The organism is Paenibacillus sp. FSL H8-0260, from assembly GCF_045040625.1.
Lineage (GTDB): Bacteria > Bacillota > Bacilli > Paenibacillales > Paenibacillaceae > Paenibacillus_AQ > Paenibacillus_AQ odorifer.
Genome location: NZ_CP150298.1, coordinates 4760847 through 4777691, shown reverse-complemented (window position 1 = coordinate 4777691; position 16845 = coordinate 4760847). Strand labels below are relative to the sequence as shown.

The following is a 16845-nucleotide window of genomic DNA, read 5'->3' as shown; positions in this document are numbered from 1 at the left end:
CTGGTCCGCATACACTTGTACAACATAAACACTTTTACTTAAGATCCGATAAGAAGCCGGAGGATGAACATGAAGACAATAACCCGTAAATGGCCATTCGCCTTAATATTGTGCCTTTCGCTGCTGCTTCTGGCGCCGCTATCTTCAATTCAGGCCGAGAACAGCTCTATCTCTACACATGCAAGAGCAGCGGCACTGATTGATGTGGAATCTGGGCGTATTTTGTACAGCAGCCGTGGGGATGAGCCTATGCTTATTGCCAGCTTGACCAAAATTATGACCGCCCTCGTCGCCATTGAGAATGGTGATTTAGCCTCTAAAGTCAAAGTGGGAAAAAATGCCTATGCGAAAGAAGGCTCTTCTATTTACTTGCAGCAGGGAGAAGAGATGACGCTGGAAAATATGCTGTATGGCCTGATGCTGCGCTCAGGGAATGATGCAGCAACGGCGATCGCTGAGCATATCGGTGGTTCTGAGGAAGGTTTTGTATACCTTATGAACGCTAAGGCTGAGGAGCTAGGGCTAACCCATACTCATTTTGCTAATCCACATGGTCTTGACGCTGAAGGGCATTATTCAAGTGCTAACGACTTGGCTGTTCTGACCGCTTATGCTCTTCATAATCCTGTATTTAAAGAAATTGTGAAGACGCAGGAGAAAACTGCAGACAATCCAAATGAGAAATGGGATTACAAATGGAGAAACAAAAATAAGATGCTGTATTTATACGAGGGAGCGGACGGTGTAAAGACAGGTTATACCAAAAAAGCACTGCGCTGCCTTGTCAGCTCTGCCACCAGAAACGGCCAGCAGCTTGTCGCAGTTACTATAAATGACGGCGATGACTGGAATGATCATGCTTCCCTGTTAAACTTCGGGTTTAATCACTATCCGCTCAAAACACTGATCGAACGTGGTGATGCCGTGACGGGCTATAACTTTGTAACCTCCAAAACCTTTGCTTATCCACTTGGACAAGGTGAACAAAATAGAGTGATCACGAAACTTGTTTTAAATCAGAAGGAAAGTGCTTCAGCCGAAGCTACACGAGCGAATTTTGGATTGCAAGGGGCTCTTGTGCTGGAGCTGGGCGGAAAAGAAATAGGTCGCGTGCCGGTGTATACTCCTGAGAACCTGCCTCCTGAGCAATCTGCTTATATGAAAAAGTACAGTCCAACACTAGCACAGGCTTATCCGGCAAATAATTGGTTCCAGGCGCTGGGCAGTGCACTGAAGGCTCTATTTGAAATGGGAGCGAGTTCGAAATAAGAAAATGGGCTGATGAATGAAGAAGGAGGCGTATCCATGATTAACGGGATTTGGCTAGGAATGATCATCATCGGTTTTCTGTTCGCCGCCGTTAACGGCAGAATGGATGAGTTTACAGCCGCCGTATTCGACGGAGCCAAGAGTGGGGTAACGGTAAGTTTTGGCTTAATCAGTGTGCTTGTGTTCTGGCTTGGGATTATGAAGATAGCAGAAGATGCAGGTTTGCTTAAAAAGATTGCCAAGGTGCTTGGCCCTGTCGTAGCTTTTTTATTCCCTGATGTGCCGAAAGGGCATCCTGCCATAGGATATATTCTCTCCAATATGAGTGCTAATCTGCTCGGACTAGGCAATGCCGCAACGCCAATGGGCATCAAGGCGATGCAGGAGCTGCAAAAGCTCAACCCTGATAAAGAGACCGCGACACCAGCCATGTGTACTCTTCTAGCGCTTAACACAGCAAGCATTACGCTTATCCCGGCCACACTGATTGCCATCCGGTTAAACTATGGTTCAGCCGATCCCGCAGGCATAGTAGGTACAACACTTGCAGCAACGGCCGTGGCTACACTTGCAGCGATTGCGGCAGACCGGTTTTTCCGAAGGTTGACTTTATTGCGCAAACCGCCGAAGCCCCCTTCAGCAAAGTCCGGGGTTCCTCCTTTGGCGAAGACAACACTCCCTAATTCCTCATTGAAAGGGTGAACGTGATTTGTACCAGTTTATCAGTCTCATATCGGCATGGGCGATTCCGGTCATGATCACGTTCATCCCGCTCTATGCTTTTACGCGCAAAGTGCCAGTCTACGAATCCTTTGTTGAAGGTGCGAAAGATGGGTTTGGCACGGCCATTGCGATTATTCCCCATCTTGTGGGGATGCTGGTTGCGATCAGCGTTTTTCGCGCTTCCGGTGCGCTGGATTTTTTTATGGGCTTCATATCCCCAGCCCTGCGGGGGCTTGGTGTTCCGGCAGAAGTATTGCCGCTTGGTCTTCTGCGGCCGCTTACGGGGACTGGGTCGCTTGCTTACACTACGGATCTAATCCGTGTGCATGGCCCGGATTCTTTAATTGGTATGATTGCTTCCACCATACAGGGGAGCACAGATACTACGCTTTATGTTTTGACCGTTTACTTTGGAGCTGTAGGCGTACGGAATGGCCGTTATGCGCTTAAGGTTGGCCTGTTCTCCGATGTTGTCGGCTTTGTCGCCGCGATCGCTGTGTGTTTGCTATTATTTGGATAGTCACCCCATTGCCCCCCTGAACATATGCTATTGCAGCAATGTGGAGGGGGGCATTCCGCAATGAACTATAAAGGTTTTATTCTGCATCATTCTAGCTGCACATCCATTAACGGTAAAGGTTTTGACTTCTGGGTAGGAGTGGATGGCGCAATTTATGCAGCACCGCTACTGACAGATCCGGAGTATATTCATATTTGTTTGGAAGGTGATTTTGGTAAGAAAGTGGGCGATCCTCCAATATCCGGAAGGCAGGAGCAGCTTTTTGCAACGGCTAAACTTGTTTTAGAATTAGTAGAACGCTACCAAATCTCCCCTTTAATCATCGAACCCCACAATAATTCCTGCCCAGGAGCATTTTTTCCTTGGAATGAACTTGTGATTTATCCCTCTGATGGTTATCATTGATCTGAGGTGACTAGTCGAATATGGAAAGATTACAGAAAATTTTGGCGCAGGCCGGTGTGGCGTCCAGACGCAAGTGTGAAGAAATGATTTTGGCCGGTAAAGTGGAAGTCAACGGGGAACTCGTAACTACGCTTGGCACGAAGGTGGACCCCGCAACAGATATTATTAAAGTTTCCGGTAGACTGATCCGGGGCGAGAACAAAATCTATATTATGTTCAACAAACCTAAGGGAGTAATCACAAGCGCTTCCGATCCAAAGGGTCGTAAGGTTGTAACTGACTACCTAAAAGGAATTACTGAACGGGTTTACCCTGTAGGCCGGCTCGATTACGATACGGAAGGTTTGCTGCTGCTGACGAATGATGGGGACTTTGCTAACTTGCTGACTCATCCGAAGCATCATGTACCTAAGACGTATCATGCTACGGTCAAGGGTATACCGCATGGCACTGCATTGGACAAGCTGAAAGCTGGCATCAAGCTGGAAGATGGCATGACAGCGCCTGCGGAAGTAGAGTACAAGGATATTGATGAGGCAAATAAGGAAGCGGTTATCAGCATCACGATTCACGAGGGACGTAACCGTCAGGTACGACGCATGTTTGATGCGATTTCACACCCCGTACTCCGTCTGAAACGGATTTCATTCGGGGATATTATGCTGCAAAATCTCAAACGTGGCTCTTACCGTCATTTGACCAAGGATGAAATTAACCATCTGCAGCAAATTGCCAAAGCAGGATTGCTTAAAGAAAGAACTCCACGTAAAGAGTCATAAAGACACAGAATATTCACAATTAAACCCCCTAAAGCTGTGACGAAATTCGCTATAATGTTCATAGGATGTTCACACCTTACAACATAAGTATGAGTTGCGTCACAGAAGGGGGCTTTACGTGTGGGTAAAGCAAGAAAACCAATTCAAATCGTGATTCTGTTTCTAATTGTTATAGTGGGCGGTTATGCCATCGGTTCCTCTGTATTTGGGGGAAGCGGCAAACCAGAGGAAGGGAGCAAAGCACCTTCCTTTGATTTGCTTGGGCTTGACGGTCTGGCTCATACCCTAGACGAATATAAGGGCAAGACTATTGTGCTTAATTTCTGGGGCTCTTGGTGTGCACCTTGTGTCAAAGAAATGCCGGCTCTACAAGCGCAATGGGAGAAATGGAAGGACAAAGACGTAGTGGTCTTAGGCATTAATGTGGGCGAAGACCGGATGACTGTCGAGAATTTTGTGAAGCAGGTAAACATCGATTTTCCGATTTTGATGGACACTGGACGTGATGCTGTACGAAGTTATGGTATTTCTCCGCTGCCAACTACCTTATTCATTAATTCCAAGGGTAAAATTGACAACATTCATATCGGCCAGCTTGATTTGAATTCACTTGATGATCAAATTGGGAAGCTGGTGGATTGATGAGTGAACGCGAGGCATTTATAACCAATACCAAATGTGAATGTGGTCACCAGAACCCTGTAGGTACTGTTTTATGCGAAGCATGCGGGAAGCCGTTGGGGAAGGAATCAGACTGGGGCGAGAATTTGGAAATGCGTTACGATGGCGTAGCTCGCCGATCTCAGCGCGTTAACCCGGGGATTATTGATCGGGTGTGGAACTTTTTCTCTTCCGTCAAAATAGCGATCTACCTGATCGTGTTGACACTTGTAGGCTCTATGCTGGGGACGATTTTCCCGCAGGAGAGTACTTTTCTTAATATTGATGCCTCAGTTTATTACAAGCAAGAGTACGGAACAGCCGGATATATTTATCACAAACTTGGACTTTCACATACATACGAATCCTGGTGGTTTGTAACTCTACTCGTAATGATCGGCGCTTCACTTGTGATCTGTAGCTTGGATCGAGTACTTCCGCTCTATAAGGCCTTAACCAGACAAAAGATTCGGAAACATCGTCAGTTCTTAACTCGGCAAAAAGCTGTGTTAGTGACTGAAGTACAAGAGGAACCAGAAGCTTGGGTAGCCCGGGTAATTCAGCCTATGCGTAAAAAGGGCTATCGCGTGAAGACGGATGGAGGGGCTCTGCTGGCAGAGAAACATCGCTTCAGCCGCTGGGGACCTTATGTAATACATATTGGCTTAATTATTTTTTTACTTGCTGTATTAGCAAGAGGATTGCCGGGACTGAACATGGATCAGCATCTTGCTTTCCCGCAAGGGGAGATCACACAGATTCCGGACACCACCTATTATTTGAAAAATGAGAAATTTACCGTGGAGTTTTATACGGAGGAAGAGATGCCTGAGGAATTTCGCGGCAAAAAAATACTTCCAAAGCTATTCCAGACCCAAGCTGTGCTTTATGAATGCACCGCGGATTGTGGAGACCCTTCGAAGGAACCGCAGCTATCCGAGGTGACGAAACATGATATCCAAGTAAATTCACCTTTGGATTATAAAGGATTGAAAGCGTATCAGTTTGATTATGATCTGACCCCTGTGCTGCGTTCGGTACAGCCTGAGCTTAAGAATTCCACCACTGGCGAGGCGTACGGCAAATTTAAGCTGGACATGAAGAACCCTCAGCGGGCAATTCAGGCGGGTCCTTATACTTTAACTTTGAAAGAAAAGTATATGGATTTTGGTCTAAATGAGGAGGGTCAGCCGATTTCCAAATCACCTTATCCGAATGCACCTGCTTTTTTGTTCCTGATACAAGGTCCGGATCTCCCGGCGGAAGGGCAGCAGTATTTCTATTTTCCTAAACAGGTGGATAAGGCGCAGTTTCAACAGGCTGCCATTAACGATAAGCTTGGCGGGAGCAATAGATTTCTTGAGCTTGAAGTGGACAACATGAGCGACGTTGATTTTTCGGAATCGACTACTTACTTGAATATACGTATTGATCGTGCAATGCCGTTTGTATGGCTAGGTGCAGCAATCGTGATGCTGGGTTTAGTGCTTGGCTTCTACTGGCAGCATAGACGTATCTGGCTTACCGTTGCTAACGGGGAGCTTATCCTCGGAGGACATACGAACAAGAACTGGTTCGGGTTCCGCCGTGAGATCGTTTCTATTTTAGAAAAAGTAGATCTGGTAGTCGATGAAAAATCAATAGATAATGGAGGAGGCCTTTCATGAGCTTGCTCGACATCAGCAGCGCTGTCTTTATTGCCGCATTTTTATTATACAGCGGTTCGTTTATGTTATTCACTATCGCCATCATGGGTCGCAAGTGGTCAGGCCGCAAGCCGGAGGAACATACCGCACGTTGGGGCAAAATTGCTTTTATTTTCTCTTCAATGGGTCTTATCTTTCATCTTATTTATTTCTTTACACGCTGGGCGGGCTCAGGGCATATTCCGGTCAGCAACATGTATGAGTTCATGACTTTTTTATCGATGATGGTGATGGTTGCCTTTACTGTGATGTACGCTATTTATCGTAAGGTAATCTTGGGTCTTTTTGCAGTTCCAATCAGTATTATTGTGATGGCTTATGCCGCAGTATTTCCACAGGAAGTACAGCCGCTGATTCCATCTCTTCAATCGAACTACTTAAAGATCCACGTAACACTGGCTGCACTAGGTGAATCCTTCTTCGCAGTAGGGTTTGCGGCGGGACTGATGTATCTGCTGCGAACAGTCAATTTTTCCAGTAAAGAGAAGGCGGATCGCAAGCAACAGAGGCTGGTCGAATTTACTCTCTTTTCAATCATTGTTATAATTGGGTTTCTGGGTTCTGTTTTTGCATTCCGCGGAGCAGGCTATGAAACTGTTTTTGTCCGTCCGAACGTTACGATTGACAGCCCCGGGCAGGAAAATAGTACAATAGAGAAAGTGAGTTATCGAATGCCGCCGATTGTGGCACCTCACAATAGCGAAATTGAGAGCTTCCAGTCGTTTCTTGGCATAAAAGAACCACTCTTTGAGGCACCATCTTGGATGAATGGTGTAAATGCTGGACGGAAGTTTAATACTGTAATTTGGTCACTCCTTTCCGGATTAATCCTCTACGGAGTTCTTCGCTTGATCGTACGTAAACCGCTGGGCACTGCTTTACACCCAGTGATGGACGGAATTGATGAGGGCGATCTAGATGAGATTACGTATAGGGCGATAGCCATTGGCTTTCCTATTTTCACATTAGGCGCTTTGATCTTTGCAATGATATGGGCGCAAATCGCTTGGGGAAGATTCTGGGGATGGGATCCTAAGGAAGTATGGGCGCTTGTCACTTGGCTCTTCTATAGCGCTTATCTTCATTTACGTTTGGCTCGTGGATGGCAAGGAAGAAAATCTGCCTGGCTGGCTGTGCTTGGCTTCCTGGTCGTAATGTTTACTCTGGTTGGCGTTAATTTAGTCATCGCCGGACTTCATTCTTACGCGGGGACGGACTGAGCATAGTTTACCTGTTAACGTTGCACAATGGTTTAAAGGTTACGTTCTACTGTATTGATGAAGGGGTTGTAGTGAAATGGCAGATCATTTAAACAGAATTCTGGTAGTGGATGATGAGGAACGCATTCGCCGCCTGCTAAAGATGTATCTTGAAAAAGAAGGTTATGAAATCGATGAAGCGGAAGACGGAGAAATCGCTCTTCGTAAAGCAACAGCAAATGACTACGGTCTGATTTTGCTGGATGTTATGCTGCCTGGCATCGATGGGATGGAAGTGCTGACAAGACTCAGAGGAGTGAAGTCAACACCGGTCTTAATGCTTACAGCTAAAGGGGAAGAGATCAACCGTGTTCAAGGCTTTGAGATGGGCGCAGACGATTACGTTGTGAAGCCCTTCAGTCCACGTGAAGTCATTTACCGGGTGAAGGCTATTATGCGCCGTTCTTCGGCGACTGCTTTCTTGTCCAAGGAGAGCAATTCCAGCAATAACATTGTATTTACTCATCTTATTATTGAACATGATGCTCACCGTGTGACTGCTGGTGGTGAAGAAGTAAGTTTGACACCTAAAGAATATGAACTTCTGCATTATTTGGCTATTTCGCCTGATAAAGTATTTTCTCGTGAAGAACTGCTTAAGGATGTCTGGAATTATGAATTTTTCGGAGATTTGCGTACTGTAGATACTCACGTAAAACGTCTTCGTGAAAAACTGAATAAAGTATCACCGGAATCTGCAGCGATGATTACGACCGTATGGGGCGTAGGTTACAAACTAGAGGTACCTAAATAAGTGAACTTCTGGAGAAGTCTTGTCGGCAAACTGTGGGTTACGATCATCTGCCTGGTCGCTGTCGTGCTTATTACCTTGGGGTTATTTTTGCTTCCCTACATAGACAGTAACTTTGCCAATTCCGGAGATATCAAACGTTTATTTATGTATACTTGTATGATCGGATTTTCTTTGACGACATTTTTTGCGTTGTTTTTGTTTACCAAAATCACTCAGCCGATGCAGCGTGTCATTGAAGCTGCGAATAACATTCGACGGGGTGAATACGGAACAAGGCTTACGCTTGTCACAAGTGATGAAATTGGCCAGTTGGCGACTTCCTTTAACCATATGGCTGAGGAGCTTGAAGAGAATATCCGCAGTCTGCATCATGAGAAGGGGCATCTGTCTAGCGTACTGCGCAGTATGAGCGATGCTGTGATCACCTTTGACATTGAAGGGCAGATTATTTTGACCAATCCGCACGGCCAAGCTCTGCTAGAGAGCTGGAGCGATTTGCAGTGGGAACATGCGAGTGATGCTGAGCTTCATCCCGAAACGGCTGAGAGTAGTGTTCCACCTCCCCTGCGTCCTTTATTTTTAAGCACCTTGAAGCAAGGTGGCGATGACCGCTCCAATGTACATGTACGGCAGGGCGTCTGGTCTGTTCATATGGCACCGTTATATTCTGAAGGCAGCATTCGGGGAGTAGTTGCTGTACTGCGGGATGTGACGGAAGAGGTGCGTCTGGAAAAGATGCGCAGAGACTTCGTAGCTAATGTCTCCCATGAAATCCGTACTCCATTGTCGATGATGCAAGGGTACAGTGAGGCTTTATTGGACGGGATGGCTTCATCCCCCGAAGAAAGCAGTGAGCTGATCCAGGTCATTCATGACGAATCACTGCGTATGGGGCGTCTGGTTAAGGATTTGCTTGATCTTGCCCGAATGGAAGCCGGACATACGGATATGATGAAAGCTCAGGTGGACATGAATGAACTGCTGGAACGAGTCTACCGTAAATTTTCTGTACGTGCGAAAGAGCGCGATATCCATCTTCACTTACAGCAAGAGAGTGATATTGCTGTTCTGAAGGCAGCGGATGAGGATAAGCTGGAACAAGTCTTAACCAATTTACTTGATAATGCTTTTCGCCACACACAGGGTGGCAAAAAAATCACGGTTCATACAGGAACTTGTGTATTAGAAGGCCGTCGTTATCTTGAGATTAAAATTCAGGATGAAGGGGTTGGAATTCCACCAGAGGATCTGCCGTATATATTTGACCGCTTCTACAAAGCTGATAAGGCGCGTGTACGGGGAGAATCAGGTGGAACGGGACTTGGGCTTGCGATTGTTAAAAATATTGTAGAGTCGCATCACGGGACCATCTCAGCTTCAAGCAAACTAGGCGAAAGTACAACCTTTACGCTAAGACTTCCTGTCGAAAAACAGTAATTCCAAACACAATGTGTGATAGCGCCTCTGACAGCAGAGGTGCTTTTTGTTGAAACAAACACATTAATCTTGTTCATCGTGGAACATATCTTGTAGGTTTTGCTTGGGAGGGCATAGAATGATTTTATCTTTAGACCAAGGTACTACCAGCTCACGAGCCATATTGTTCGATACGGAGGCTAAATGGGTCTCACAAGGTCAATATGAAGTTAAACAATCCTTCCCCCATCCAGGCTGGGTAGAGCATGACCCTGAGCAAATCTGGGCGTCACAGCTCGCAGCGGCAAGAGATGCGATTGCGCGGGGTGGCACAGCAGTTGAGGAGATCTCTGCCATCGGAATAACCAATCAGAGAGAAACAGCTTTAATCTGGGATAAAATAACGGGCAAACCGATATACCCTGCGATTGTGTGGCAGGACAGGCGTACTGCAGAGCAATGTGAAGAACTTAAAAGTAAAGGGCTGGAGCAAGTTATTGCGAGCAAGACGGGCCTTGTTGTAGATGCTTATTTCTCAGCTACCAAAATCTCCTGGATACTGGATCATGTGGATGGCGCCCGAGAGCGGGCGAATCGAGGGGAACTTCTAGCGGGGACGATCGACAGCTGGTTAATTTGGAGACTTACTTGCGGAGCCGTACATGTCACGGATGTTACCAATGCCTCACGTACGATGCTGTTTAATCTTCATGAACGGTGCTGGGATGAAGAGCTAATGGAAGAGCTTCGTATTCCGCGTGCCATCCTGCCAGAAGTAAGAATGTCTGGCGGCGAATTTGGAGTAGCAGACAAACAGTGGTTCGGGGCGGACATTCCAATTCGCTCTGTACTTGGAGATCAACAGGCCGCATTGTTTGGACATACTTGTCTAGAACCCGGCAGTGCCAAAAACACCTATGGTACAGGTTGTTTTATTCTAATGAACACAGGCACAGAAGCTGTAGCCTCCAGTCATGGCTTGTTGACCACTGTAGCTTGGGGTATGGGAGATGAACTCTATTATGCCCTAGAGGGCAGTGTGTTCGTGGCCGGAGCGGCTGTTCAGTGGCTGCAGGAGGGTCTTGGTCTTATAGAGGAGCCAGCAGGCTCAGAAGATAAAGCACGGGAAGTAGAGGACAGTGAAGGGGTTATCGTTGTGCCTGCGTTTACCGGACTCGGGGCACCCTATTGGGATATGTATGCCCGTGGAGCTATATTTGGCCTTACTAGAGGCACTACCTCAGGACATCTGGTACGAGCTACATTGGAGTCCTTAGCCTTTCAATCTAGAGATGTAATAGGAGCTATGGAAAAAGACGCAGGCATGCCATTGACCGGCCTTCGTGTGGATGGCGGAGCTGTGCGTAACGATTTGCTGATGCAATTCCAGTCTGATATCCTGGGCAGTGAGGTTACTAGAACAACCTATGCGGAGACAACAGCTTTGGGTGCGGCGCTTCTGGCCGGGTTAACGTCCGGAGTCTGGACACGTGCCCAGCTAGAGAGCTTCAACAAGGCTGAGAGGGTCTTCTCGCCTGAGATGGGTATAACTGAGCGGGAAGGTCGTTACAACGCCTGGAAGGACGCTGTAGCGCGTACCATGGGTTGGGAGAAGCATGAAGGATATCAGTGATAAAGGAGCTGTATATATCTATGGTTAACGGAACCGAATCTGATCTGCCGGGCGGACTATCTAAGCCGGCGCTTCGAGCCCTGCATGGGGCTGGATATGTTCAGCTTCAACAATTCAGCAAGCTTACTGAAGCAGAGCTTCTGCAGCTACATGGATTGGGGCCAAAGGCGATCGTCCTATTACGGAGTGCTCTCGCGGAAAAGGGGCTCACCTTTGCAAGTAAGTCCTGATGTTGCGTTCATATTTATATTAAAAAACGGCAAGCTTAGGTGAATCCCTAGCTTGCCGCTTTTTGTTATACAGCTCCTAATATTCAATAACAAATGCTACATTTTGCCAACCGGCGCCCACTGTCCAGAACAGGACTTTATCACCACGTTCGATCTTTCCAGTAGTTACAGCTTTATGTAGAGCAATAAATGGGCTGCTGGTAGAGGTATATCCGAATTCATCCCCTATGTATACCGCTACATTGCGATCAATGCCGACTTTCTCACACATCTCTAAGATATTAGGCAATGAAAACTGTGAGAAGCAGGCTGCTTTAATGGCTTCAGGCGCGATATTGTTGTTAGACAGTAGAGTACGAATAGACTCAGAAGCAGCATCTATACAAATGGAATTATCAAAAGGAATAAACTTCACATTAAACTCTCCAGCCGCTACACCTTGTTTACCCAGTTTAGCCAGGCCTGCGCACGGGAACTTGGAATTATCGCAAACACAAGGATCCGTTTGGTAGATAGAGTCAATGAAACCGACCACATCCTCAGCTTGTTCAAGAATGACTGCCGCCGCTGCATCACCGAAGTTAGCGTAATAGACTGGATCATTCTTATCGGCATGAGGGGTTACATAATCGGAGCCGATGACCAACGCTCGTTTAATCCTAGGATTCGCTTGCATCTGACGGCTAACCTGTTCCACAGAAGCCGTCATACCCGCACAATTAGCATTACTGTCAATGCAGATCGTATGGGATGCGCCTTTGATCAAACGGTGAATCATTAATGAGTTGGTAGGAAAGATATACTCAGGAGTTTGACTTGCATAGGCAATAAGGTCGATATCGGCACCTGTGAGACCACTTTTCTCCAGAACATTCCTGGCAGCCTCAAAAGCCATCGTAAGGGAATTCTCATCCGCATCCTTAATACTATACCGTGTAATACGACCTAATGCGGATAATAGACCTCGAATATCAATGCCTTTTTCGTCAAAATGCTTAATGAAAAAGTCGTTACCAACTATATTGCTGGGATGATAGATATCAATGCCTTTAATACGAATTCCGGTCATAATACGCCTCCAGGAAAGCAGTAAAATGTGGCCTACATATTAAGATTAAAAGATCTAGACTGTAACCGCAGAAATGATCTCGATGTTATCGAGTCCAGCTTTACGGCCAAGACGGGAAAGCTGCATTTTGAGGATCGGGTTATTTTCAAGCGTTAGATTTACTTTTACAAATCCATCATTCTTAAACATTACAAAGCAGCTTTCTAAAAGAGGTACAACATCTGGTGCAGTTACATTTAGCTTTCTGCAGTCGATTTTTAGTTCATAGTCAGCTGGAGTAATTGGATTGATAGTTTGTTGATAAGCTTGAATAGATTTTAGACCATCTTCTTCAGAAAATGTTCCATCTAACTCAATATTAATAACCTTGTTTGTAGTGTCTGTCTTCAAAACGAAACTTCCCATGCCTAAATCTCTCCCATAGATTGAATTTGTCCAAAACAGTTCGACTGCAATATCCAGCCATGTATATCCATTTAGCTGTTTTATAAAAGTCAAAATTCGACACTATACAGCAAGTAATGGGATATTCCGACTCTATTATAGGCATATTTTTCAAGTCTATGCAATAATAAAGTCGAATTTTGTATATTGTTGTCGAACTGTTGGGTTATTGGATTTCTTCTATGGTTGCAAGCAGGATATTAAAAGCTGTGATGATTCTAGGTGCCCCTATAACGGGTACTAAGTGTAATAGAATACCTTTAAGCTGTTCTACTGTAACTCCTACACGAAGGGCCATGACATAATGAACGCCCAACTGTTCGAATTGACCCATTGAAATTAAAGATGAAATGACTGCGATTTCCTTCCAGTCAGGGGCTATAGTATTACGTTGAAAAATATCGCCATAGGCATTCCCCATAATAAATTCAGCCAAGTCAGGGAAGTGGTCTTTAATTGGAGCTAGTGCTTTTGCGCCATAGTCTCCTGATAGATTCGTGAAGTGGTTGAGACCACTGTTGATATTTTCCTTCATGGTTAGCCTCCTAGTTTAGGTTCAAAGTACGGTGTGCAGTCGGAGGGACTTCATCACGGTCTGTTAGCAGTTCAATAACGGCAACATGGTTTAGAGCTACCGCATCTTTAATTGCAGCTGTGAATTCATCCGCAGTCTCACATTTGTAGCCTTTAGCACCTAGAGATTCAGCGAATTTCACGGCGTCCATTGGTACTTCATATAGAGTTCCATCGATACGACCTGTGGTTTTCTCCATACCCTTAAGAGCCATATCTAGTTGCTTATTATTGACCACGATAAAGATGACAGGGATATCTTTGCAGACAGCGGTGTTAATCTCAGCGCCGAGCATCATGAAACAACCATCACCTGTAATGCAGAGGACAGTTTCTTCAGGAGCTGCAACTTTTGCACCAATAGCCATGCCGATCGAATTACCCATGCAAGCAAAATACGCATCAAAAACAAAGCTGCCCGGTTTCTTAACCTTGTACCATTTTGCAGCGTGGAATCCATGACTTCCATCATCAACGAAAATTGAATTATTATAAGGGATCAAATCACTTAAAGTACTCATTACCGAAGCAAGGGAAAGATTCTTGAGGGTTGGAAGCTCTTCTGAATAATCCGTATCGGCCAAAGCCTCACGTTTGGTGATTGTGCTTGGGTCAATATGATTTAGGCAGTGCACCAAATTATCGCGCAGGTCCCCGGTGACCGGTATCGTTTTGGACAATAGTATTTTTCCGACAAAGGTTGGATCAATATCAAATTGAATTAAAGTTGCTGGATGATTCTCCCGTTTAAGATTACAGATGGTCATATCACTTAAACGTGATCCAAGCACTATAAATAAATCGCTTTTATTCAATAAATCGTCCCCGTGGGTCGAACCGCCAACGCCAATAGGACCATGATAGAGTGGGTGATCCCAGACTATAGCCCCTTTTCCACCAGGAGATGTTACTACAGGAATATTAAAAGTTTCTGCGAGTTGAACAAGCTCTTTATGTGCTCCGGAGCGGTTAATTCCTTTACCCGCAATAATCAAAGGATTCTTAGCAGCTTGAATAGCATCGATGACTCTATCGATATTAGCTAGACTAATTAGAGATTCTCTTTCTGGGATTACTATATTGCATTCTTCCAATACTTCAGTTTGTACATCAAAAGGAATACAAAGATGAACAGGACCCCGTTTGGTCAGGGCCACAGAAATCGCATGATTAAAAATAGTACCAAAGTGATCCCCACGTTCAACCAATTTACTGAACAAGGTAGCAGGTCTGAACATATCAGCTAAATCAGCCAGAAAAGAGGTGGAGTCCTGACATTGAGGAATTCCAAGCTCTGTAATGGATTGGTGGCCGGTAATAAATAGGACAGGTAGGTTGTTAGCTTTCGCATGTGCTGCTGCTGTAAGCAGGTTAGTTCCCCCAGGACCCGAAGTACCAAATGCTACGCCTAGGTTACCCGTTTTCAGCGCATACCCTGCTGCTTCGAATCCGGAGCTTGCTTCATGTCTGCCGGGAATAAATTCAATACCGTAATCCACCATCTTTAGAACAATTGGACAAATGGATTTGCCAATGATCCCAAAAGAATGTGTGACTCCAAGGTTACGTAGTGCTTCCGCCATGTAATCTGCGACTGTCTTCAAAAGAAACACCTCACAAGTTTTTTGATATATATTAGTTATTAATCTACCGAATAGATACGATAGATCAATATACTCAAAAAGTAAAAACCTGTGCTCTATAGTAAGCACAGGTTGGTGGCATAAGGCGCCTCTAAGACTGAACAATAGTTCAGCCGTCCTGGTTCCTCTGCAACCTGGCAATCATGGCCTCAAACGAAAAAATGAGGCTGTAGATCCATGGTTTTGCGTCATCCTCTTTCGAGGATTTTGCCAATATTAATTTATAGTTGATAAGAATAATTTTCCTTTACAATATATTCCTCATTAATTTTTGTCAACATAATCCGCTAAAAAAACTCGAAATTTGACGAAAGTCTTGTCCAAGAGATGAAGTTTTGCCTCGCGAAAAAAACTGCCACCTAAGACTCAGCTTAGGTGGCAGTTGATAGTTTTGAACTAGAATTTAAAGATATGAATGGTTTTTTGCAGATTAAATACGGCCTGGGTCATTTTTTCCGTTTCTTCTGCAACAGACTGCAGGGCATTAATCTGTTCATTCATAGCCGCCGATACCTCTTCCGTGCCAGCAGCAGTTTCTTCGGTGATTGCTGAGATATTCTCAATTGCACTGGAAATTTTCAAGGCACTTTCTAGCATAAGATCACTCTCCGCAGAGAATGAAGAGATTTGCTCGGTAATGTACTGCACGCTTTGTACAATTTGTGCGAAAATATGGGCAGATTGAGTGATCATTTCATTCTGAACCTGCACAACCTCTTCATTGATGGCAATATTATCGATGGCTTGTTTAATATCTGACTCAATGCTGCGGACCAAGCCGAATACTTCTTTTGTGGATGCCGTAGATTCTTCAGCAAGCTTGCGGACCTCTTGAGCTACAACGGCAAAACCCCGACCATGCTCTCCGGCACGAGCAGCTTCGATGGAGGCATTCAGTGACAGCAGGTTGGTCTGCTCAGCGATCTCTGTGATGGTCTTGGTGATCATCGTAATCCCGCGGGCATTTTGTGAGAGAGCTTCAATAGTATCAGCCACTTTTTGTGTAGCCTCTATGTTTTTACGCATGCCTTCAGCCTGTGTATCTACGGATTGGCGCCCTTGCTCAACAAGTTCTAAGGTATGTATTGAACGTCTGTTCATTTCTTTGGTGGAGTTCGTATAATTGGATACTTTGGTCTCAATGTCTTTAATGGATTCTGTCATATCAGCGATATCCGTAGATATTTCATTTGCACCAAGAGCGAGCTCAGTAGAAGAAGAGGCTACTTGTGCCATGACAATTTTCAGGTTCTGGTTCTTATCTTCGATTCCGCGGCTTGCATCCATAACTTGACGGGTGATCTGCGATGCATCGGTCAGAATCTTCTTGAGCTTATCGATCATTGTGTTAAAGGAGCGGCTTACGTCACCCATTGAACCATTTTCGTCCGCTCTGCTAGTGAAATCACCCTTTGAAATACTGTGAGATACATTAGCAATATCATCAAAAGATGATGTAAGCGTTCTCTCCACGAAGCGAGCAACAGGTAAAGTCAGACCTGCAAGAACAACTACTAGTATAATTCCTACGAGAAATTGACCTAGAATCATTAACGTAACTAAGACAGGAATAGCAAACAGTGCGGCAACGAGGTAACATCCGGCAACAATTCTTTGTTTTAACGGAAGTTTGTGCATCCAGCTCATTGGTAAAATGTCCCCCTTATTAAATTTTATGTAATGGTGTTATTATAGGGGATTTATAGGTCATTGGTCTATAGAGAAGTGTCATAAATCTTCTTTAAGTAGTAGATATTTAGAA

General features: G+C 45.1%; 17 protein-coding genes and 1 riboswitch. Of the genes, 12 read left to right on the top strand and 5 right to left on the bottom strand.

All coding sequences use genetic code 11. From position 1 onward, the window contains the following. Positions 1-63 precede the first annotated feature (63 nt). The 12 genes from MHI51_RS21355 (at position 64) to MHI51_RS21300 (ending at position 11354) form a co-directional block, all read left to right on the top strand. Positions 64-1269 (top strand): D-alanyl-D-alanine carboxypeptidase family protein, encoded by a 1206-nt coding sequence (locus MHI51_RS21355; protein WP_076192224.1) that lies wholly within the window; start codon positions 64-66, stop codon positions 1267-1269. Positions 1270-1305: 36 nt separating this feature from the next. After that, a complete protein-coding gene (locus MHI51_RS21350; protein WP_076127464.1) occupies positions 1306-1971 on the top strand; it encodes a nucleoside recognition domain-containing protein in 666 nt (221 codons plus the stop codon). A gap of 7 nt (positions 1972-1978) precedes the next feature. Further along, complete coding sequence (locus MHI51_RS21345) at positions 1979-2512, top strand: spore maturation protein (RefSeq protein ID WP_036676158.1); 534 nt, start codon at positions 1979-1981, stop codon at positions 2510-2512. A 60-nt stretch (positions 2513-2572) separates the two neighbouring features. Then, entirely contained in the window at positions 2573-2917 is a 345-nt protein-coding gene (locus MHI51_RS21340; protein WP_076127466.1) for an N-acetylmuramoyl-L-alanine amidase, read from the top strand. Positions 2918-2937: 20 nt separating this feature from the next. Continuing rightward, positions 2938-3696 (top strand): pseudouridine synthase, encoded by a 759-nt coding sequence (locus MHI51_RS21335; RefSeq protein ID WP_036676166.1) that lies wholly within the window; start codon positions 2938-2940, stop codon positions 3694-3696. Positions 3697-3816: 120 nt separating this feature from the next. Further along, positions 3817-4338: a redoxin domain-containing protein gene (locus tag MHI51_RS21330; protein ID WP_038572444.1), complete on the top strand. Its 522-nt coding sequence runs from the start codon at positions 3817-3819 to the stop codon at positions 4336-4338. After that, positions 4338-6023 carry a cytochrome c biogenesis protein ResB gene (locus tag MHI51_RS21325; protein WP_339187849.1) on the top strand — a complete coding sequence of 562 codons (1686 nt, stop codon included), beginning with the start codon at positions 4338-4340 and terminating at the stop codon, positions 6021-6023. The genes MHI51_RS21330 and MHI51_RS21325 overlap by 1 nt, the downstream gene beginning before the upstream one ends. Further along, positions 6020-7282, top strand: coding sequence for a cytochrome c biogenesis protein CcsA (ccsA, locus tag MHI51_RS21320; protein WP_076304028.1), 1263 nt, complete (start codon positions 6020-6022; stop codon positions 7280-7282). Before MHI51_RS21325 ends, ccsA begins: the two co-directional genes overlap by 4 nt. A gap of 76 nt (positions 7283-7358) precedes the next feature. Then, a complete protein-coding gene (locus MHI51_RS21315; RefSeq protein ID WP_036676174.1) occupies positions 7359-8075 on the top strand; it encodes a response regulator transcription factor in 717 nt (238 codons plus the stop codon). After that, positions 8076-9512 carry an ATP-binding protein gene (locus tag MHI51_RS21310; RefSeq protein ID WP_076127471.1) on the top strand — a complete coding sequence of 479 codons (1437 nt, stop codon included), beginning with the start codon at positions 8076-8078 and terminating at the stop codon, positions 9510-9512. 118 nt (positions 9513-9630) lie between these two features. Beyond that, positions 9631-11124, top strand: coding sequence for a glycerol kinase GlpK (glpK, locus tag MHI51_RS21305; RefSeq protein WP_339187846.1), 1494 nt, complete (start codon positions 9631-9633; stop codon positions 11122-11124). A gap of 20 nt (positions 11125-11144) precedes the next feature. Further along, entirely contained in the window at positions 11145-11354 is a 210-nt protein-coding gene (locus MHI51_RS21300; RefSeq protein ID WP_076127474.1) for a DNA-binding protein, read from the top strand. Positions 11355-11430: 76 nt separating this feature from the next. Here the strand turns inward: MHI51_RS21300 and MHI51_RS21295 are convergent, their stop codons facing one another. From MHI51_RS21295 to MHI51_RS21275, 5 genes are all read right to left on the bottom strand, one after another. Beyond that, positions 11431-12423, bottom strand: coding sequence for a ketoacyl-ACP synthase III (locus MHI51_RS21295; RefSeq protein WP_076127476.1), 993 nt, complete (start codon positions 12421-12423; stop codon positions 11431-11433). A gap of 54 nt (positions 12424-12477) precedes the next feature. Next, positions 12478-12828 carry a hypothetical protein gene (locus MHI51_RS21290; protein WP_076127478.1) on the bottom strand — a complete coding sequence of 117 codons (351 nt, stop codon included), beginning with the start codon at positions 12826-12828 and terminating at the stop codon, positions 12478-12480. Positions 12829-13033: 205 nt separating this feature from the next. Further along, positions 13034-13402: a carboxymuconolactone decarboxylase family protein gene (locus MHI51_RS21285; RefSeq protein ID WP_036676184.1), complete on the bottom strand. Its 369-nt coding sequence runs from the start codon at positions 13400-13402 to the stop codon at positions 13034-13036. Positions 13403-13412: 10 nt separating this feature from the next. Further along, a complete protein-coding gene (locus MHI51_RS21280; protein ID WP_143761901.1) occupies positions 13413-15053 on the bottom strand; it encodes a thiamine pyrophosphate-binding protein in 1641 nt (546 codons plus the stop codon). 155 nt (positions 15054-15208) lie between these two features. Continuing rightward, positions 15209-15305: riboswitch (cyclic di-GMP riboswitch) on the bottom strand. 174 nt (positions 15306-15479) lie between these two features. Further along, positions 15480-16730, bottom strand: coding sequence for a methyl-accepting chemotaxis protein (locus tag MHI51_RS21275; RefSeq protein ID WP_036676188.1), 1251 nt, complete (start codon positions 16728-16730; stop codon positions 15480-15482). Between the last annotated feature and the right edge of the window lie 115 nt (positions 16731-16845).

Coding starts and splice junctions, on each gene's coding strand:
- MHI51_RS21285 (WP_036676184.1), bottom strand. CDS start 13,402: ATGAAGGAAAATATCAACAGTGGTCTCAACCACTTCACGAATCTATCA.
- ccsA (WP_076304028.1), top strand. CDS start 6,020: ATGAGCTTGCTCGACATCAGCAGCGCTGTCTTTATTGCCGCATTTTTA.
- MHI51_RS21315 (WP_036676174.1), top strand. CDS start 7,359: ATGGCAGATCATTTAAACAGAATTCTGGTAGTGGATGATGAGGAACGC.
- MHI51_RS21335 (WP_036676166.1), top strand. CDS start 2,938: ATGGAAAGATTACAGAAAATTTTGGCGCAGGCCGGTGTGGCGTCCAGA.
- MHI51_RS21275 (WP_036676188.1), bottom strand. CDS start 16,730: ATGAGCTGGATGCACAAACTTCCGTTAAAACAAAGAATTGTTGCCGGA.
- MHI51_RS21295 (WP_076127476.1), bottom strand. CDS start 12,423: ATGACCGGAATTCGTATTAAAGGCATTGATATCTATCATCCCAGCAAT.
- MHI51_RS21290 (WP_076127478.1), bottom strand. CDS start 12,828: ATGGGAAGTTTCGTTTTGAAGACAGACACTACAAACAAGGTTATTAAT.
- glpK (WP_339187846.1), top strand. CDS start 9,631: ATGATTTTATCTTTAGACCAAGGTACTACCAGCTCACGAGCCATATTG.
- MHI51_RS21350 (WP_076127464.1), top strand. CDS start 1,306: ATGATTAACGGGATTTGGCTAGGAATGATCATCATCGGTTTTCTGTTC.
- MHI51_RS21300 (WP_076127474.1), top strand. CDS start 11,145: ATGGTTAACGGAACCGAATCTGATCTGCCGGGCGGACTATCTAAGCCG.
- MHI51_RS21325 (WP_339187849.1), top strand. CDS start 4,338: ATGAGTGAACGCGAGGCATTTATAACCAATACCAAATGTGAATGTGGT.
- MHI51_RS21355 (WP_076192224.1), top strand. CDS start 64: ATGAACATGAAGACAATAACCCGTAAATGGCCATTCGCCTTAATATTG.
- MHI51_RS21340 (WP_076127466.1), top strand. CDS start 2,573: ATGAACTATAAAGGTTTTATTCTGCATCATTCTAGCTGCACATCCATT.